Genomic DNA, 18156 nt, shown 5'->3' with positions numbered 1-18156 from the left:
CTATCGGACTAGACATGGTGAGGTGCGGCTTTTAAAGCTTCGCATTAATGCAAGAGACCACTGACAGAACCAGCCTCAAACGACTGTTGCGCACTTCCAGGGCTGGCATGGTGAGTAGTAATGCGCCAGCCTTGAGCAGTTTTCAGATAGGTATTGGTGGCCAGTACATAAGCGTAGCGCGGGCCTTCGTCGGTGAGTAATTCGATACGTTCGACGAGGCTGTGAACGCTCGCACTCATGGACTCAACCCGGCGTACTTGCTCAATATTTAACCGTAGACTGCCATTGGCAAACAAGCCCTCAAAACTGGCACGTATGGCCGCAGCACCTATAAGCCTGCCGCCGCCGGGATGTATGCAAACAATGTCATCTTCATCCGCCCAGCAACCCATGAGCTTGTCTATATCGCTGTTTTGCAGGGCTTCATAAAAAGCAGTTTCAGTATCATCTGCGCTACCGACTGGTGGCATTTTTGGTTTTTGCATAAAGACATCTTGGAAAAATTATTTGACCGATAGCTAATTGATTTTGCATCAATCAGAGAAGATGACATTGACAGAGGCTGACTAACCTTTTTCAAACGAAAAAAAAACCCGGTTAAAAACCGGGTTCATATCAGCGCAAAAGGATTACTTCTTCATACGGTATTTGCGCAACGCTGCAATCTGGGCGACCATCACGGTCAGCTCAGACTGAGCTAAAGCAATATCTATATCGTTCTTAGCATTTTTCAGCGCTTCTTCAGCCGCCGCTTTGGCCGCCTGCGCCTTGGCTTCGTCGAGGTCTTTGCCGCGAATTGCGGTGTCGCTGAGAACGGTCACGTGGTTGGGCTGCACTTCGAGCAAGCCGCCAGCTACAAATACAAACTCTTCGCTACCATCGGCTTTTTCGATACGCACAGTGCCGGGACGAATGCGGGTAATCAAGGGCGTGTGGCGCGGATAAATGCCGAGTTCGCCAGCTTCACCTGGCAAAACCACAAATTTGGCTTCGCCGGAGAAGATGGACTCTTCTGCAGATACAACGTCGACTTTGATGGTTGACATGGTGATTCCTAAAATATTTTAAAAAATTTGAAAGTGCCGACACTAAGAGCGAGAAGTCTTGCGCTGAATGTAGCCGTTGGTTTAATACGGCTAACTTAGACAGCGACGCGATTCGCTAGAGTGCACAGCGCTATCAGATTTTTTTGGCTTTTTCGAAGGCTTCGTCAATGGTTCCAACCATGTAGAAAGCCTGCTCTGGCAGGTGATCGCACTCGCCGGCAACAATCATCTTGAAGCCGCGAATCGTCTCGGCCAAGCTAACGTACTTACCTGGCGAGCCAGTGAACACTTCAGCAACGTGGAAGGGCTGGGACAAGAAGCGTTGGATTTTACGGGCGCGAGCCACGGCCAATTTGTCTTCTGGTGCGAGCTCGTCCATGCCAAGAATCGCGATAATGTCGCGCAATTCTTTATAGCGCTGGAGCGTGCCCTGCACTGCGCGAGCAGTCGCGTAGTGGTCTTCACCGACCACGTTAGGGTCGAGCTGACGGCTGGTAGAGTCAAGTGGATCAACCGCTGGGTAGATACCCAAAGAAGCGATGTCACGGCTCAGCACCACGGTGGAATCCAAGTGGGCAAAAGTGGTCGCTGGTGACGGATCGGTCAAGTCATCGGCAGGCACGTAAACGGCTTGGATGGAAGTGATGGAGCCGACTTTTGTCGAGGTGATGCGCTCTTGCAAGCGACCCATCTCTTCAGCCAGCGTAGGTTGATAACCCACGGCCGATGGCATACGGCCTAACAGTGCGGACACTTCGGTTCCGGCCAATGTGTAGCGGTAGATGTTGTCAACGAAGAACAAAACGTCGCGGCCTTCGTCACGGAAGGATTCAGCAATCGTCAAGCCAGTCAAAGCAACGCGCAAACGGTTACCCGGTGGCTCATTCATCTGACCGTAAACCATCGCAACTTTAGACTCGCTAAGGTTCTCAAGATTGACAACGCCAGAGTCAGCCATCTCGTGATAAAAGTCATTGCCTTCACGGGTACGCTCGCCAACACCAGCAAACACGGACAGACCGGAGTGAGCTTTAGCGATGTTGTTGATGAGTTCCATCATGTTCACGGTCTTGCCAACGCCGGCGCCGCCGAACAGGCCAACCTTGCCGCCTTTGGCGAACGGGCAAACCAAGTCAATCACCTTGATGCCGGTTTCCAGCAACTCTTGTGATGGGCTCAATTCGTCGTAAGCCGGGGCTTTACGATGAATTGGTGCGGTCAAGGTTTGGTCAACCGGGCCACGCTCGTCGATAGGCGCGCCGAGCACGTCCATGATGCGGCCTAAAGTTGCCTTGCCGACTGGAACCGTGATGTTGGCGCCAGTGTTGTAGACCATGTTGCCGCGGCGCAGGCCGTCGGAGGTACCCAATGCGATGGTGCGGACTATGCCGTCGCCCAGCAACTGCTGAACTTCAAGCGTCAACGCTTTGCCTTCCATTTTGAGGGCGTCGTAAATCTTCGGCATCTGGTCGCGCGCGAACTCAACGTCCACCACCGCACCGATACACTGAACAATCTTGCCTTGAGCCTGTGCCATTTGGAAATCCTTTTCCGTTCTTTAAATCTTGTGAATCAGGTGAGGCGGCTTAAACCGCTGCAGCACCGGCGACGATTTCCGAAAGTTCTTTCGTGATCGCAGCTTGACGTGTTTTGTTGTAGACCAGCTTGAGTTCGCCGATCACGGTGCCGGCGTTATCGGTTGCCGACTTCATCGCCACCATACGCGCCGATTGCTCGGATGCCATGTTCTCGGCCACAGCTTGATAGACCAGCGCTTCGACGTATCGAACCAGCAAGTCATCAATCACGGTTTGCGCGTCCGGCTCGTAGATGTAGTCCCAGCCGTGCTGATCTTTATCTGCTTGCAGGCGATCAGCCGTCAAAGGCAGCAACTGCTCAATCACGGATTCCTGACGCATGGTGTTGATAAAGCGGGTGTAGCACAGATAAACCGTACCAATCTTGCCTTCGCTGTAAGCGTCTAGCATCACTTTGACGGGGCCAATGAGCTTGTCGAGGTGAGGCTTGTCGCCTAGTTGCGTGACATGAGAAATCACTTTTGCGCCAACACGATTCAGGAAACCCAGACCCTTGTTGCCAATGGCAACGGCTTGCGCGTCTTGACCGGCTGCCTGCAAATCTTTAAGCCTGGCAGTAACGCCACGCAAGATGTTGGTGTTCAGGCCGCCGCACAAACCTTTGTCAGTCGTGACCACGATAAACCCGGTGGTCTTGGAGCTATTAGTCTCCATGAACGCGTGGGTGTACTCGGGGTTTGCCTGACTCAGGTTAGCCGTGATATTGCGGATCTTGTCGCTGTAAGGACGCGCCGCGCGCATGCGCTCTTGCGCCTTGCGCATCTTGGAGGCCGCCACCATTTCCATGGCTTTGGTGATCTTTTTGGTGTTTTCCACCGACTTGATCTTGCCGCGTATTTCCTTGCCTGCTGCCATAGTGGGTCCTAAGGGTTCCTGATGTTGTCTAAAAGTTGTTTACGCTAAGTTTTGCGTGAACAAATCTTTAAGCAAACGACTTCTTAAATTCTGCGACTGCCGCAAGCAATTGAGCTTCCGATTCTTTGTCCATTGCCTTGTTGGCTTCGAGCTTGGCCATCAGGTCAGCGTTCTTGTCCTTGAGGTAACTTTGCAGACCGGCTTCAAAAGCCAAGACCTTCTTGACTTCGATATCGTCCATGAAGCCCTTGTTAACTGCGAACAGTGTGGCGCCCATGTTGGAGACCGACAAAGGCGAGTACTGCGCTTGCTTGAGCAATTCAGTCACACGTGCGCCGCGATCGAGCTGCTTACGCGTGGCTTCGTCGAGGTCAGAAGCGAACTGCGCAAACGCGGCGAGTTCACGGTACTGTGCCAAGTCGGTACGAATACCACCGGAGAGATTCTTGATCAGCTTAGTCTGGGCTGCACCACCAACGCGAGACACCGAGATACCGGCGTTAATCGCTGGACGAATGCCGGCGTTAAACAAACTGGTTTCAAGGAAAATCTGACCGTCAGTAATCGAGATCACATTGGTTGGCACGAAAGCAGACACGTCACCGGCCTGGGTTTCAATGATTGGCAGAGCCGTCAGTGAACCGGTCTTACCAGTCACAGCACCTTTGGTGAAGTCAGAAACGTATTTCTCATTCACACGGGCTGCGCGCTCAAGCAGACGGCTGTGGAGATAAAACACATCGCCGGGATAGGCTTCACGGCCTGGTGGACGACGCAGCAACAAAGCGACTTGGCGGTAAGCCACGGCTTGTTTGGACAAATCGTCATACACGATCAATGCGTCTTCGCCGCGATCGCGGAAGTACTCACCCATGGTGCAGCCAGAGTAGGCGCTAACGTATTGCATAGCGGCAGACTCGGAAGCCGAGGCAGCGACAACAATCGTGTATTCCATGGCGCCAGCTTGCTCAAGTGAGCGCACGACGTTTTTAATCGATGAAGCCTTTTGACCAATCGCGACGTAGACGCAATAAACGCCCTTGCCTTTTTGGTTGATGATGGCGTCGATGGCCACAGCCGTTTTACCGGTCTGGCGGTCACCAATAATCAGTTCGCGCTGACCGCGACCGATTGGAACCATGGAGTCAATCGACTTCAGGCCGGTTTGCAAAGGCTGGTCAACGGATTTACGAGCGATCACGCCAGGCGCAACCTTTTCAATCACGTCGGTGAGTTTTGCGTTGATCGGGCCTTTGCCGTCAATCGGCTGGCCGAGTGCATTGACCACGCGGCCAAGCAATTCAGGACCGACTGGGACTTCAAGAATGCGGCCGGTGCACTTAACAGTGTCGCCTTCAGCCAAATGCTCGTACTCGCCCAGAATCACGGAGCCAACCGAGTCACGCTCGAGGTTCAGCGCCAAGCCGTAGGTAGGCACGCCATCGGCGGTTGCGGGAAATTCAAGCATCTCGCCCTGCATCACATCGGACAGGCCGTGGATGCGAACGATACCGTCAGTCACGGACACGATGGTGCCTTGATTGCGGATGTCACCGGAGGCGCTAAGGCCTTCAATGCGGCTCTTGATCAGTTCAGAGATTTCTGCGGGATTGAGTTGCATGACTCTTTCCTTCTTTCTAGGTTATTGGCTAAAGACCGGACCATGGCGCCTGCGCGCACAAAGGCTCAGGCGATCAACGCGGCTTTCATTTGCTCTAAACGGGCTTTTACCGAGGTGTCGAACACCTCGTCACCCACCACTACACGTACGCCGCCTATCAGCGCGAGCTCGATCTCAACAGTTAAGTTGAGCTTGCGAGCAAAACGCTTTTCGAGGACAACAGCCAAGTCGGCCAAGGCAGCACCGTCAAGCGCAAATGCGCTGTAGACAGTGGCATCGGACGAGCCGCTCTGCGCGTTTTTAAGGGCGCGGAACTGATTGGCAATCTCGGGCAATACGCTAATGCGGCCGTTATCTATGACCGCGCGCAAAAAGTTTTGCGCCGCTGGCGACAGCTTGTTTTTAGCGACACCGACGATCACATCAAAGGTTTGATCCACAGTCACACCGGGGTTGCCGGCGTATTGCTGCAGTTGTTCGTTTGATGCGATCGCAGCTAGCTCATCGAGCCAGACCGACGCGGCGGCGAGTTCAGTGCCAGAGCTCTTGAACAAGGCTTCGGCGTAAGGTCGTGCAATGGTGGCTAATTCGGCCATAGTGGGTGCTCGCTAAGGATTTCTGTCAAAGTTCAGTCTTCAGGCGGCTTAGTAAGTCAGCATGCACGGATGCATTGACTTCCTTGCGCAGAATCTGTTCAGCACCTTTAACGGCCAGTGCGGCGACTTGCTCACGCAGCGTCTCACGGGCTCTAACGGTTTGCTGTTCAGCTTCGACCTTGGCGGCGGCAATAATCTTGCTGCCCTCTTCGGTCGCCTTAGCTTTGGCTTCTTCAATCATGCCTTGCGCGCGGCGCTCGGCTTCGGCAAGACGCAAGGCGGACTCGTTGCGCGATTTGGCCAACTCTTCTTCAACGCGCTTATTAGCAACGCTGAGTTCTGATTTAGCTTTATCGGCAGCGGCTAGGCCAGCAGCGATCTTGAGTGCACGTTCGTCCAGCGCGGCTGCGATCGGTGGCCACACGAATTTCATCGTGAACAGCACCAAAATCGCAAACACGACGAGCTGCGCAAAGAATGTGGAGTTAATACTCACGGCAGCACCTCTCTAGTTGGATATCTTGAAAGGCGGGTGATTACTTGACGAGCACAAACGGGTTGGCGAATGCGAACAACATGGCGATACCAACGCCAATCAGGAACGCAGCGTCGATCAGACCGGCGAGCAAAAACATTTTGGTTTGCAGTTCGTTCATCAGCTCAGGCTGGCGTGCAGCAGCTTCAAGGTATTTGCTACCCATGATGCCGATACCGATACATGCGCCGACAGCGCCCAGGCCAATGATCAGGCCAGCGGCCAAAGCTACAAAACCGAGTACGTGTTCCATTTAATGCTCCTATGGATTTAAAAAAACTAACAAAAAAAAAAACGAAAGGGAAACCGGAAAACAGCGCGGGCTTAACCGCGAATCAATGATGGTCGTGAGCCTGGCCCACATAAACCAACGTCAACATCATGAAAATAAACGCTTGCAGCGCAATGATCAGAATGTGGAAGATGGCCCAGCTTGTGCCAGCCAAAACGTGGCCGATAAACAGCAACACGCCAGTGGTGGAGCCGAAACCGACTGCACCCATCAAAGCTATCAACATGAACAACAACTCGCCGGCATACATATTGCCGAAAAGCCTGAGGCCATGGGAAACCGTTTTTGCAGCGAATTCAATCATCTGCATTAAAAAGTTGATCGGGTATAGGAACCACTTGTTACCAAAGGGGGCAGAGAACAATTCATGAACCCAACCGCCGAAACCTTTGATCTTGATGTTGTAGAACAAGCAGACCAGCAAGACACCACACGACATACCCAAGGTAGCGGAAAGATCTGCTGTTGGCACGATGCGGAAGTACGGTATCGCTTCACCCAAGCCAACGATTCCAAAAATCGTGTGGAATAAGTCTACCGGCAAGAGATCCATCGCATTCATCAGGAAAATCCAGACGAAAACGGTCAATGCTAAAGGTCCAACAACTTTGCGTGACTCAGCATTTTTAACGATCCCCTTGGCCTGCGAATCGACCATTTCAAGCAAAATTTCAACCGCCGCTTGTAAGCGACCGGGAACACCTGCATGAACAGTCTTAGCCACAAGCCACATCACGAACAAGGCAAGTATGCCAAGCGTGGTGGACCAAAATATGGTGTCGATGTTAAAGACTGAAAAGTCAATAATGCCCTTTTGGGGATGATTCTGCAAATGAACGAGGTGGTGACCAATGTACTCACCAGCTGTCAAAGCGCTTCCGGAAGATTCACTCATCTCTCAAATCTCTTTATTTTGCATTTGCGTTACTGTTTAATCTAGCGCGGAGCCAAAGCACCAACCAGACCACCTTCATTGTCACCACCAGGCCGACCAACATTGCTGGCCAACTCAGGTTCAATACCAATCGGGGAGCGGCGAAAAGCATGGCAATTGCCAAACCGATTTTCACAAACTCCCAGAGAAAAAATCCTGTCACTGCAGCGCCCGGGTTCATGGTCGCCACCTTGCTCATCAAACCGCGTGCAAAAACCACACCCGGCACTAGCACCACCAGCGCACCATAAAAGGTGGACCATCCAGCGCTAGCACTTCCCGTCACCAACCAAGAAAACAGCGCGATTAGAACACCAGCAACAGCCTGTCCAGTCAACACCAACCATGGCGACACTGAAGGGTTAGCAAGGCGCATGGCCTGAGCTTCTTCGCGCGTTAACGGTTTGAAATTCTTATCCGCAGCTTCACGTTCAATTTCCACACTGTCGTAAGCACTTATTTTTGCTTTTTCGGCCATGCCATTGACAACTCCGCTAGCTTTTTTATCCGCTGCAATCTGGCCAGCATTTTCTGTCTTTTTTTGCTGATTTCTCATTTTCACCATTACTAATTACACGCAGGTTACAAGAAAGAAAGCAGATAAAACAAAAAGACGCGGCCAATCAGGGCAAAGTCCTGGGTGCAGGGCAGCAAAGCCTATGATTATACGTAGAAACTTGACCGTAACTTCACAATCCGGAAATCAATGCAATTTGTTGCAATAGTCAAGGTGCGTCAAAGGCTATCAGACAAGCGGCTATTCCCGAGTCGGACACAATGTGGGTTAGTCTCCTCTGGCAGCTGCACCACACTGGCCTTGGGATTTGGCTTAACGCAACACCACGCATTTATTCGAAAGATCCAATATGTACGCTTTGATGAAACTATTACACCTTTTCGCCGCCATCGTTTGGCTGGGCGGCATCAGTTTTATGCTGTATGCCTTAAGGCCAACGGCGACCGCTCTGATGCAAGCGCCAGAACGCTTGACATTGACGGCTGCCGTGTTGCAACGATTTTTCATCATGGTTTGGCTCACGATAGCGCTGCTGCTGCTGTCCGGCGTTTACATGCTCACCAGTGTTGGCATGAAAAACGCACCAGCCGGCTGGCACGTCATGCTCACACTGGGATTAGTCATGATGGCTTTGTTTGGTCACTTGTATTTCGGTCCATTTCGCAGACTTAAGCTGGCAGTCGTTGCCAGCAACTGGGAAGAAGCAGGACGCCGTGCTGGCCAAGTCTCAACCCTGGCCGCGACCAATCTGGCACTAGGCGCAATCGCTATTTCAGGCGTAATTTTGCTGGTCTGATGCACAGCATCCAATCTTGCTTACTTTTTAACCTAGGCTAAGCGCTATGAATACCGTCCTGATGAAGGCCACCGAGCTGCCCAACACCACTTGCTTTCTGAATGGCGAATACTTGCCACTGAGTCAGGCCAAGATCAGCGTGCTCGACCGCGGTTTTATTTTTGGTGACGGTATTTATGAAGTTGTACCAGCTTACGGCGGCACGTTGTTTCGTTTTGAGCAGCATATGAAACGCCTAAGCCGCAGCCTAGCGGAGATGCGCATCAACAATCCCTTGAGTGAGCCTGATTGGCGCGCAGTTGCCATGCGCTTAATCAACGACTTTGCACCGACCCCAGCAAGCCCAGACCAGCTCATTTACATCCAAATCACACGCGGTGTGGCTTTGCGCGACCACGCGATGCCGCCAGACTTGACCCCCACAGTTTTTGTCATGTGTAGCCCCATGAAGCTGCCGAGTTTGGCGCAGCGCGAAGGCGGCGTCGCCTGCGTCAGTGCCAATGATTTTCGTTGGGAAAAAGCGCATATTAAAAGCACTAGCTTGCTAGGCGCAGTGTTCTCGCGCCAGATCAGTGTGGACGCCGGTGCGCTTGAGACCATCATGTTTCGCGGCGATTTTCTGAGCGAAGCCGCGTCTAGCAATGTATGGGTCATCAAAAACGGCTGCGTCATGGGCCCGCCGCGCGACCATCTGGTACTTGAAGGCATTCGCTACGGACTGATTGAGGACATGTGCCGCGCCGCCGATCTGGATTTTGAGCTGCGCCGCATCACCCGCGCCGAGGTCTTAGAGGCTGACGAATTACTGCTGTCATCGGCGACCAAAGAAGTGCTGCCAGTCACACTTTTAGACGGTTTACCAGTCGGCAGCGGCAAGCCTGGCCCGGTTTATCAAAAGCTGTACGCCGCTTACCAGCAGGCGAAACAGGAAACACCTAAAAAATGACCGACAACAAAACACCCACCACACCTGAACCCGCACCATCGCTCATCGAGTACCCCTCACAATTTCCTATCAAGGTCATGGGTTTGAAAGTCGATGGCATGGTCGCCGCCGTGACGGCAATCGCCCATCAGTTCGACCCTTTGTTTGACGCCAGCACACTGGAACTGCGAGAGAGCAAAGGCGGCAAATACCTAGGCGTCACCGTCACCGTTACCGCCACTAGCCGCGAACAACTCGACGAGCTTTACCGCACCTACAGCGCTCACCCCATGGTCAAAGTGGTACTTTAAAAACATGTCTATTGAGTTGCGTCAGCTCGGCCGCGTCGGCTACTTAGAGACCTGGCAAGCGATGCAGGGTTTTACCGCCGCTCGCCAGCTCCAGCCAGTGCCCGGCCATGCAGCAACTGGATCCGACACCACGACTGACCAGCTATGGATTTGCGAGCACGATGCGGTCTACACCCAAGGCCTTGCCGGTAAAAGCGAGCATATTCTCAACCCCAATGGGATACCGGTGGTGCAGACCGACCGCGGCGGTCAGGTGACATTTCACGGGCCGGGTCAGGTCGTGGCCTACCCGCTGATAGACCTCAGGCGCGCCAATTACTTTGTCAAAGAATATGTCTACCGCGTCGAGCAAGCAGTGATTAAAACGCTGGCGCATTTTGGTGTGACCGGCCACCGCGTGGGCGGCGCACCCGGCATTTATGTGCGCTTAGGCGACCCGACATCGCATGCCGCGCTTACCGGTCCAGTCAATCCCGCTGAACGTTTTGCAGGCTTGGGGAAAATCGCAGCTTTAGGTATCAAAGTCAGCCGTCACTGCACTTACCACGGTGTCGCGCTGAATGTAGCGATGGACTTGCAAGCCTTCTCAAACATAAACCCTTGTGGATATGTGGGTCTACAAACGACTGACCTTCGTACAATCGGCATAGACGTTACGTGGCAGGAGGCTGCGGACTTGTTGGGGCATAAGCTAAGCAATTACTTAATGCCTTAACGAATAGCCTTAAATGATTTTCTGATTTTCTGTTCCAGCGCTCGCCCAACGCCTTTTCAAGCCCTTAGCTTGTGACGCAGCGAGCGCATCACCGCCCTGGACAGCCCGGGGAGAATGGCATGCAACATGAGCACACAAGAGACAATTAATCCGGTAGTTCGCGAGGTCCAAAGCTTGGACAACTACAACCCACTGGCCAAGCAAAAAGCCGCCGCAAAACTCTCCCGCATACCGGTCAAAGTCGAGCAAGCCCCGGCATTGAAAAAGCCCGACTGGATTCGCGTTAAGGCCGGCAGTCCAACCACACGCTTTTACGAAATCAAACAGATTTTGCGTGAAAACAAACTCAACACAGTCTGCGAAGAAGCCAGTTGCCCGAATATCGGCGAATGCTTTGGCAAAGGCACGGCGACCTTCATGATCATGGGCGATAAGTGCACACGCCGCTGCCCGTTTTGCGATGTAGGCCACGGCCGGCCCGATCCGCTAGACGTCAACGAGCCGCTCAATTTAGCCCGCACGATTGCGGCACTCAGACTCAAATACGTTGTCATCACCAGCGTTGACCGCGACGATTTGCGCGACGGCGGAAGCGGCCACTTTGCCGAGTGTATTAACAAAATACGCGAGCTCTCGCCCGGCACAACGATTGAAATTTTGGTCCCCGATTTCCGTGGCCGAGACGACCGTGCGTTGGGTATTTTGCAGGCCTCGCCACCTGACGTAATGAATCACAATTTGGAAACCGCACCACGCCTTTATAAAGAAGCGCGCCCCGGCAGCGACTACCAATACTCGCTCAACTTGCTGAAAAAATTCAAGGCCTTGCATCCGAATGTGCCCACCAAAAGCGGCATCATGGTTGGCCTAGGCGAGACCGATGAAGAAATCTTGCAAGTCATGCGTGACATGCGCGCGCATGACATCAACATGCTAACGATTGGCCAATATCTAGCGCCGTCTAGCTCGCATTTGCCAGTGCGCCGTTATGTGCACCCAGACACCTTCAAGATGTTTGAAACCGAAGCCTACAAAATGGGTTTTAGTCACGCAGCGGTTGGTGCGATGGTGCGCAGCAGCTATCACGCTGACGAGCAAGCATTGGCTGCAGGCGTTCCACTAAAGGTCTAAATTTAATCAGCGGCGCGTGAAAAAGCACCGACTCAAGCGCCAACAAAAAGACCTAGGCCATCGCAAATAAAAGCACCAAAAAAAATCTCAAAAACAGCCCCGCCGTTAGCGAAGTAAGGACTACGCCTAGGGGCGCCAAACAGTGGCAAATAAGCAAGAGATAATCGGCAGTCAATAGGACACACCGTAAATGACACTGCTCCTCTGCCACTGCAGACTCGCCCTTTCCCGCAGCGCCTCGACAGCCACCGTTTTCGCGTGAGTCAGCCGCGCCTGTTACTCGATCTAAGCTCCCTTTCAGACAAGGTTTCAAAAGCCATTTTTGAGCAGGGCCTTGCAGCTTATCGTCAGCAAAAAGTCATGGATTGCACACTGACTGCCGCAGGCACTCAGGCGTTCGATATTCTGGGTCGGGTCCAAGGCACGGGGCAGCAAAACCATAGAGTCTCGGTGGTAATAGAGGCCTCAGATGCAGGCGTGGTGAGCTACTTTCAGGGCGAATGCAACTGTGCTTTGCGCAGCAATTGCAGGCACTGCGTAGCGTTGGCAATTAAGGCCAGCTTCAGTTCTATGCGCCAAGCCGCACACACCAACAAGCAAGCGCAAAATCCACCTGAATCCGCAGCGCTTTGGGTACAAGGCGAGAGTGCTGATTTTGTGTTGTTAGAAACCGAAACGCATACGCCAATAAGCGCACCAATACCTGCCGCGACTAACGCGCCGGTCAATGCCCAAACTAACGCAAGCATCAAAATCCCCGTCAAAGTATTGACCCGCTCAGCGCCTAGTCTGGGTCTGCCCAAAGTCGCGCTAAAACCCGGCAAGGGTCTGTTTGACGACGATGAAATAAGTCTGTCCACAACGCCGAAAAAGCCAGCAGAGCGGCCCAAAAAACCACCGCCTAAAGCTGCAAATTTATCGCCACTAAAAGCCCAAGTGCCTGAAGCCGCGTTACCCCTAGCCAAATCTGCGCAGCGGCCTAACGCACCAGCAAACGCCAGCGCAGAAGTTTTACGCGGCCGTCAAGCCAAAGCCCAACTACACATCACGCGGGTTGAAGACGCGGACAGCGAGCGCCTAGGCCTGCTGCGCGCAACCCTGCGCTTTGACTACGAAGGCCTGTCTTTTTATGCGCTTGAAGACCACAACCCAGTGCTTGTTGATGCGCTCGACATCCACTTAACAGTCGGTATTAACGTCGAATCAAGCCCAGACAAAAAAGCCGACAAGACAAAAAAACCACCCAAGCATCAAGTACTACTCCAGCGCGATCTTGCGGCTGAACAAAACGCCCATCACAGCCTACACACGCTAGGCCTGAGCGGCGACAGCCTAGGCCGGTTTTACCTGCCGTTTATTTCTACCGCCCAGCAGCAGCTTTGGCTCGAATGGATGGACAACGACTTCGCTATCATGCGTGCCGCCGGCTTTGAGGTCACCACCGACAGCTCACTAGAAGGATGGATTGCGCATGCGCAAGACCTCAAAGCGCATATGCACAGCCTGGCCTCGCCGCCAGTCAACCCGCTGAACAGCAAAACACCTAGCGCCAACCCCAAACCAATCGCTGGTGGCGACACCCAAGCGGACTGGTTCAAGCTCTCGCTGGGCATGAGCGTGGGTGGTGAGCGCCGCAACATCTTGCCGCTGCTGCCGGAACTGCTGGCGCAGCTAGGCGCTGCTGCGCAATCAGTAACACCAGCGACTATTCAAAGCACTGACACGAGTGCTAACCCGCCCAGTTTTAGCACTTTGCAGTTGCCGACCTACCTCTACATTAAGCAAGACGACGGCTATTTGCGCCTGCCTTGCGAGCCGCTCAGGCCTTGGCTGCAAGCGCTGCTTGAACTCATGACCGAGCGCGGATTACGCAAGAAAAACGAACTCAAAATTGAGCTAAGCGGCACCTCCCTGCGTCTGTCCCGCCTCGAAGCCATGCGCCTAGAAGCCGAACTGCAGCAACACCCCAAGGCCGGTGGTCACTGGCAGGGCGAAGACAGTTTGCAAGAAATGTTGGGTCAGCTGGCGAGCCGCCAAAACCTGCCGGCAGTGACACTACCAAGCGGACTCAAAGCACAGCTCAGGCCGTATCAACTCGACGGTGTGCAGTGGTTGCAGTTTTTGCATACCCACGGCTTGTCCGGCATACTCGCCGACGATATGGGGCTGGGCAAAACCCTGCAAACGCTGACCCATATTTTGATAGAAAAAGAAGCCGGCCGACTGGCTCTGCCGGTGCTGGTGATCGCACCCGTGAGCCTAATGGGCAACTGGCGCAAAGAGGCGGCGCACTTCACGCCTTCGCTGCGAACCTTGGTGGTGCAAGGCAATAGTCGCCATGAGACCGCTACTGAAATGGGTAGCTTTGACTTAGTGATCGCACCTTACTCACTGCTGCAGCGCGACCGCGAACGCTGGCAAGCTCAGTCTTGGCACATGGTGGTATTGGACGAGGCGCAAAACATTAAAAACGCTAGCTCGCATGCGGCGCAAATTGCCGGCGCGCTCGACGCCAAACACCGTTTGTGTTTATCCGGCACGCCGATGGAAAACAATCTTGGCGAGCTCTGGAGTTTGTTTAATTTCTTAATGCCCGGTTTTCTCGGCAGTCAGGCGCGCTTTAAATCCTTGTATCGCACACCGATAGAAAAGCATGGCGACCAGCAGCGCGCCGAGCGCCTGCGCCATCGCCTTAAACCCTTTATGCTGCGCCGCTTAAAAAGCGAAGTGGCAACCGATCTGCCCGAAAAGCAAGTGTGTATATCGGTGGTGACACTGGCCGAGCCGCAAGCCGATTTGTACGAAACCATACGCCTTGGCACCGAGAAAACCGTGCACGAAGCGCTGGCCAACAAAGGCTTAGCCGGCTCACAAATTCAAATACTCGACGCGCTGCTCAAGCTGCGCCAAGTTTGCTGCGACCCGCGTTTGGTGGCGCTGCCGGCGGCGAAAAAAATCAAGTCTTCAGCCAAGCTCGAACTGCTCATGGAGTTGTTACCCGATTTGCTGCTGGCGGGTCGGCGTGTGCTGCTGTTCTCGCAGTTCACCAGCATGCTGGAATTAATCGAAGAAGAACTTGAAAAACGCCAGATTAAATGGGTCAAGCTCACCGGACAGTCGCAAAACCGCGAGCAGCTAATTGAGCGTTTTACCTCTGGCGAAGTGCCGCTGTTTTTAATTAGCCTCAAAGCTGGTGGCGTTGGCCTAAACCTGACCGAAGCCGACACCGTGATTCACTACGATCCTTGGTGGAATCCCGCCGCCCAAGCCCAGGCAACAGATCGTGCGCACCGCATTGGCCAGACCAAGCCGGTCATGGTCTACAAGCTGGTGGCTCAAGACACGATTGAAGAACGCATACTGGCGTTACAAGAGCGAAAAGCCGCATTGGCCGACAGCATGTATGGTGAGATGACACAAGGCACGCAGCCCATCATGACGCAGAGCGATTTGGCCTCACTACTGGAACCTATGGGATACAGTCTAAATCCTGATTAGGCCCGCTCTGTGCGTGACGCACTCGAACTGTCGGCCTGCTCTTATAAACAAGAAAATTTCATTCATGCAAGCGAATCTCTACGCACTAGGCGCTATCGCCATGTGGTCCTTGCTTGCGCTGCTAGGTGTTGCACTCAAGCATGTGCCGCCTTTTTTACTCACTGGTGCGGCGCTGATTCTCGGCAGTTTGTTGGCGCTGCCGCATGTGCTGCGCCAGCCGCAGCTCTGGCGTATCAAACCCAAACCGCTGGCGCTGGGCGTGCTGAGTTTGTTTGGATTTCACTTTCTGCTCTTCATCGCGCTGCGCATGGCGCCTGCGGTAGAGGTGAATTTAATCAACTACTTATGGCCACTGCTAATGGTGGTGCTAGCGCCGCTTTATTTACCGGCCGTGACTTTACGGCCCTTGCATTACCTAGCCGCGTTGCTGGGTTTTAGCGGCGCAGCAGTAGCGATTTTGGGCGCGCGCACTGCTGCGACTGATCAGTTTGTTAACGCTGGCTGGGGCGTTGCACTGGCTTATTTGCTGGCGCTGTGCTCGGCGTTTATCTGGGCTAATTTTTCACTACAAACCAAGCGTATGGCTCAAGTCGGTCAACACATACCGACGGCAGCTATCGGTCTGTTTGGTTTGCTGGCAGGGCTGCTCGCCTTGCTGTGCCACTTTTTGCTAGAACCTGCTGTTCAACTGTCGCAGCGTGACTATTGGCTGTTGGCGCTGACTGGCTTGGGCCCTTTGGGTGCGGCTTTCTTTTTATGGGATAAGGCACTCAAACTCGGTGATGCGCGGCAAATTGGGCTGTTGAGCTATCTCACACCGCTGGGCTCAACCGCGCTTTTAATGCTTTTTGGCGGGCGCTCGCTGAGCTGGAGCGTGGGCTTGGCAGCCACCATGATTGTGGGTGCTGCGCTGCTGGGCTCGCGCGTACAAAAACACTAAATCACTGCAACAAGGAGGCGGGATCCTCGCTGGCTAGCACCTGTTGCGCCCACGCCTGAAGCTTGCTGGCATCGGCCCGAAGAACCTGCTGTTTCACCGCCAATATGCGGGAAGGGTGCATGGAAAAACTACGTAAACCCAGACCTAGTAGCAAGCGCGTCATGCTGATGTCGCCAGCCATCTCACCGCAAATACTCACGCCTTTGCCTTGTAAATTGCACTCAGCAATAGTGTCGGCAATTAAGCGCAAGACGGCCGGGTGGCAGGGATCATAGAGGTGAGCAACGGCCTCGTCAGCCCGGTCAATCGCCAGCGTGTACTGAATCAAATCGTTGGTGCCAATAGACAGAAAATCAAAATGCTTGAGAAACAGCTTTAACGTTAACGCAGCAGCAGGAATCTCAATCATCGCGCCTAAGCGCACCTGACCGTAGGCCATGCCAGCGATGTCTAGCATGCTGCGCGCATGGTCGAGCAAGGCCAAAGTCTGGCGTATCTCGTTAGCATGGGCCAGCATGGGCACTAAAAGGTTGACCTGACCGTGTGCAGCAGCGCGCAAAATGGCGCGCAACTGAGTCAAAAACATGGGTGGATCGGCCAGACTCCAGCGAATAGCGCGCAAGCCTAACGCGGGATTTAAATGGGTTTCTTGGTGCTTGCTACGCTCTAGCGGCTTGTCTGAGCCAATGTCCACCGTGCGAATCGTGACGGGCATACCTTCCATGCCCTCGACAGCCTTGCGGTAGGCGAGATATTGCTCTTGCTCGTCAGGCAGATTTCCGCTTCGGCCCATGAACAAGAATTCGCTGCGAAACAAACCCACGCCCATGGCGCCGACTTTGACCGCGCCCAATGTGTCCTCTGGCATTTCAATATTGGCCAGCAGTTCTACGCGTTGGCTGTCAATGGTCAGCGAGGGTGTGTGCTTGAGACGGTTCAGACGTTCGCGCTCTAGCTCGCCTTGCCGCTGCTTAAAACCGTATTCAGCCAAGATGATGGGCGAAGGATCCACGATGAGCACGCCGGCTTCGCCATCAATAATGACCCAATCATCTTGCTTAATCAGCTGACTGGCGCTGCGAGCACCGACCACGGCTGGAATGTCTAAGCTGCGCGCGACGATGGCGGTATGCGAGGTCTTACCGCCCACGTCGGTGGCAAAACCGGCAAACAGGCTTTTCTTGAACTGCATCATGTCGGCCGGCGAGATGTCGTGCGCGACCAGCACCAAAGGCACATCGTTGGTGTCGCCCAGTAGCAGGTCTTGCTGCGAATGCTTGCGACCTTCACCGGCGCGCATCAAAGGCTGTATCGGTGAGGAGACCCCCTTCATATAGCGAAGAATACGTTCTATGACTTGTTCCAAGTCAGCCTTGCGCTCACGTAAATACTGGTCCTCCATCTCATCGAATTGGCGCGCGATGATTTCGTACTGCGTGGTCAGCGCCCATTCGGCGTTGTAGTGGCGGTCAGTAATCCAATGTTTGACGCCGCTGATTAACATCTCGTCTTGCAACAGCATTAAGTGCACATCGAGCAAGGCGGCCAGCTCTTGGGGCGCATCGCGAGGCAACTCTTTTTGCACCTTGGTGACCTCATCAATCACCGCATTGCGCGCCGCCCTCACTCGCAAGATTTCCTCCTCCGTAAGAGCAGGATCAATAAAGTAATGCGCCACATCGGCGCGACTCGACGCAACCAACACCGCACGACCTATCGCAATACCACGCGAGACAGCTAAACCGTGAATAGAAAAAGTCATGCAAATCCTTGAGCGCTACACAGCGAGCGAGAGTGGGCGTAGCGAGGTGCGCGCAGTGAGCGAGCGTGGGGCAAGCAATTTCCC

At 53.7% G+C, this 18156-nt stretch carries 18 protein-coding genes; 7 read left to right on the top strand and 11 right to left on the bottom strand.

Features of this window, described 5'->3' with window-relative positions:
* Nucleotides 1-44: 44 nt before the first annotated feature.
* The 10 genes from HC248_RS00980 to HC248_RS00935 all read right to left on the bottom strand — a co-directional run bounded on the left by HC248_RS00980 (nt 45) and on the right by HC248_RS00935 (nt 8033).
* On the bottom strand, nt 45-485 hold the full coding sequence (locus HC248_RS00980; protein ID WP_168920861.1) for a YybH family protein: 441 nt from the start codon (nt 483-485) through the stop codon (nt 45-47).
* A 144-nt stretch (nt 486-629) separates the two neighbouring features.
* Nucleotides 630-1046 carry a F0F1 ATP synthase subunit epsilon gene (locus HC248_RS00975; protein ID WP_168920860.1) on the bottom strand — a complete coding sequence of 139 codons (417 nt, stop codon included), beginning with the start codon at nt 1044-1046 and terminating at the stop codon, nt 630-632.
* A gap of 133 nt (nt 1047-1179) precedes the next feature.
* Entirely contained in the window at nt 1180-2583 is a 1404-nt protein-coding gene (gene atpD / locus HC248_RS00970) for a F0F1 ATP synthase subunit beta (protein WP_168920859.1), read from the bottom strand.
* A gap of 49 nt (nt 2584-2632) precedes the next feature.
* Nucleotides 2633-3499, bottom strand: coding sequence for a F0F1 ATP synthase subunit gamma (atpG, locus tag HC248_RS00965; protein WP_168920858.1), 867 nt, complete (start codon nt 3497-3499; stop codon nt 2633-2635).
* A gap of 67 nt (nt 3500-3566) precedes the next feature.
* On the bottom strand, nt 3567-5120 hold the full coding sequence (gene atpA, locus HC248_RS00960) for a F0F1 ATP synthase subunit alpha (protein ID WP_168920857.1): 1554 nt from the start codon (nt 5118-5120) through the stop codon (nt 3567-3569).
* A 65-nt stretch (nt 5121-5185) separates the two neighbouring features.
* Nucleotides 5186-5716: a F0F1 ATP synthase subunit delta gene (locus HC248_RS00955; protein ID WP_168920856.1), complete on the bottom strand. Its 531-nt coding sequence runs from the start codon at nt 5714-5716 to the stop codon at nt 5186-5188.
* A 25-nt stretch (nt 5717-5741) separates the two neighbouring features.
* The gene (locus HC248_RS00950) at nt 5742-6212 is read right to left on the bottom strand and encodes a F0F1 ATP synthase subunit B (protein ID WP_168920855.1); all 471 of its coding nucleotides are present in this window, start codon (nt 6210-6212) and stop codon (nt 5742-5744) included.
* A 40-nt stretch (nt 6213-6252) separates the two neighbouring features.
* Nucleotides 6253-6504 carry a F0F1 ATP synthase subunit C gene (atpE, locus tag HC248_RS00945; protein ID WP_168920854.1) on the bottom strand — a complete coding sequence of 84 codons (252 nt, stop codon included), beginning with the start codon at nt 6502-6504 and terminating at the stop codon, nt 6253-6255.
* A gap of 82 nt (nt 6505-6586) precedes the next feature.
* Nucleotides 6587-7438 carry a F0F1 ATP synthase subunit A gene (gene atpB, locus HC248_RS00940; RefSeq protein WP_168920853.1) on the bottom strand — a complete coding sequence of 284 codons (852 nt, stop codon included), beginning with the start codon at nt 7436-7438 and terminating at the stop codon, nt 6587-6589.
* Nucleotides 7439-7451: 13 nt separating this feature from the next.
* Nucleotides 7452-8033, bottom strand: coding sequence for an ATP synthase subunit I (locus HC248_RS00935; RefSeq protein WP_238342683.1), 582 nt, complete (start codon nt 8031-8033; stop codon nt 7452-7454).
* Between the two features lie 322 nt (nt 8034-8355).
* Here HC248_RS00935 and HC248_RS00930 point away from each other — a divergent pair, with 322 nt between their 5' ends.
* From HC248_RS00930 to HC248_RS00900, 7 genes are all read left to right on the top strand, one after another.
* On the top strand, nt 8356-8790 hold the full coding sequence (locus HC248_RS00930) for a CopD family protein (RefSeq protein ID WP_238342682.1): 435 nt from the start codon (nt 8356-8358) through the stop codon (nt 8788-8790).
* A gap of 46 nt (nt 8791-8836) precedes the next feature.
* On the top strand, nt 8837-9736 hold the full coding sequence (locus HC248_RS00925) for a D-amino acid aminotransferase (protein WP_168920851.1): 900 nt from the start codon (nt 8837-8839) through the stop codon (nt 9734-9736).
* Nucleotides 9733-10026, top strand: a complete 294-nt coding sequence (locus tag HC248_RS00920) for a YbeD family protein (RefSeq protein ID WP_168920850.1) — start codon at nt 9733-9735, stop codon at nt 10024-10026. Before HC248_RS00925 ends, HC248_RS00920 begins: the two co-directional genes overlap by 4 nt.
* A gap of 4 nt (nt 10027-10030) precedes the next feature.
* Entirely contained in the window at nt 10031-10741 is a 711-nt protein-coding gene (gene lipB / locus HC248_RS00915; RefSeq protein ID WP_168920849.1) for a lipoyl(octanoyl) transferase LipB, read from the top strand.
* A 126-nt stretch (nt 10742-10867) separates the two neighbouring features.
* Entirely contained in the window at nt 10868-11872 is a 1005-nt protein-coding gene (lipA, locus tag HC248_RS00910; protein ID WP_168920848.1) for a lipoyl synthase, read from the top strand.
* A 360-nt stretch (nt 11873-12232) separates the two neighbouring features.
* Nucleotides 12233-15370, top strand: coding sequence for an SNF2-related protein (locus HC248_RS00905; protein ID WP_168920847.1), 3138 nt, complete (start codon nt 12233-12235; stop codon nt 15368-15370).
* A 64-nt stretch (nt 15371-15434) separates the two neighbouring features.
* Nucleotides 15435-16310 carry a DMT family transporter gene (locus HC248_RS00900; RefSeq protein ID WP_168920846.1) on the top strand — a complete coding sequence of 292 codons (876 nt, stop codon included), beginning with the start codon at nt 15435-15437 and terminating at the stop codon, nt 16308-16310.
* Between the two features lies 1 nt (nt 16311).
* Here the strand turns inward: HC248_RS00900 and ptsP are convergent, their stop codons facing one another.
* Entirely contained in the window at nt 16312-18072 is a 1761-nt protein-coding gene (gene ptsP, locus HC248_RS00895) for a phosphoenolpyruvate--protein phosphotransferase (protein WP_168920845.1), read from the bottom strand.
* Nucleotides 18073-18156: the final 84 nt, after the last annotated feature.

The organism is Polaromonas vacuolata (genome assembly GCF_012584515.1).
Lineage (GTDB): Bacteria > Pseudomonadota > Gammaproteobacteria > Burkholderiales > Burkholderiaceae_C > Polaromonas > Polaromonas vacuolata.
Note: the sequence above shows the minus strand (reverse complement) of the source record. Positions and strands in the feature narration are given on the sequence as shown.

What these genes read in the sequence shown, in the direction of transcription:
- HC248_RS00980 (WP_168920861.1), bottom strand. Translation starts at nt 485, where the DNA reads ATGCAAAAACCAAAAATGCCACCAGTCGGTAGCGCAGATGATACTGAA.
- HC248_RS00935 (WP_238342683.1), bottom strand. Translation starts at nt 8,033, where the DNA reads ATGAGAAATCAGCAAAAAAAGACAGAAAATGCTGGCCAGATTGCAGCG.
- lipA (WP_168920848.1), top strand. Translation starts at nt 10,868, where the DNA reads ATGAGCACACAAGAGACAATTAATCCGGTAGTTCGCGAGGTCCAAAGC.
- HC248_RS00925 (WP_168920851.1), top strand. Translation starts at nt 8,837, where the DNA reads ATGAATACCGTCCTGATGAAGGCCACCGAGCTGCCCAACACCACTTGC.
- ptsP (WP_168920845.1), bottom strand. Translation starts at nt 18,072, where the DNA reads ATGACTTTTTCTATTCACGGTTTAGCTGTCTCGCGTGGTATTGCGATA.
- lipB (WP_168920849.1), top strand. Translation starts at nt 10,031, where the DNA reads ATGTCTATTGAGTTGCGTCAGCTCGGCCGCGTCGGCTACTTAGAGACC.
- atpG (WP_168920858.1), bottom strand. Translation starts at nt 3,499, where the DNA reads ATGGCAGCAGGCAAGGAAATACGCGGCAAGATCAAGTCGGTGGAAAAC.
- HC248_RS00930 (WP_238342682.1), top strand. Translation starts at nt 8,356, where the DNA reads ATGAAACTATTACACCTTTTCGCCGCCATCGTTTGGCTGGGCGGCATC.
- atpA (WP_168920857.1), bottom strand. Translation starts at nt 5,120, where the DNA reads ATGCAACTCAATCCCGCAGAAATCTCTGAACTGATCAAGAGCCGCATT.
- HC248_RS00920 (WP_168920850.1), top strand. Translation starts at nt 9,733, where the DNA reads ATGACCGACAACAAAACACCCACCACACCTGAACCCGCACCATCGCTC.
- HC248_RS00975 (WP_168920860.1), bottom strand. Translation starts at nt 1,046, where the DNA reads ATGTCAACCATCAAAGTCGACGTTGTATCTGCAGAAGAGTCCATCTTC.
- atpB (WP_168920853.1), bottom strand. Translation starts at nt 7,438, where the DNA reads ATGAGTGAATCTTCCGGAAGCGCTTTGACAGCTGGTGAGTACATTGGT.
- HC248_RS00905 (WP_168920847.1), top strand. Translation starts at nt 12,233, where the DNA reads ATGGATTGCACACTGACTGCCGCAGGCACTCAGGCGTTCGATATTCTG.
- HC248_RS00900 (WP_168920846.1), top strand. Translation starts at nt 15,435, where the DNA reads ATGCAAGCGAATCTCTACGCACTAGGCGCTATCGCCATGTGGTCCTTG.
- atpD (WP_168920859.1), bottom strand. Translation starts at nt 2,583, where the DNA reads ATGGCACAGGCTCAAGGCAAGATTGTTCAGTGTATCGGTGCGGTGGTG.
- HC248_RS00955 (WP_168920856.1), bottom strand. Translation starts at nt 5,716, where the DNA reads ATGGCCGAATTAGCCACCATTGCACGACCTTACGCCGAAGCCTTGTTC.
- atpE (WP_168920854.1), bottom strand. Translation starts at nt 6,504, where the DNA reads ATGGAACACGTACTCGGTTTTGTAGCTTTGGCCGCTGGCCTGATCATT.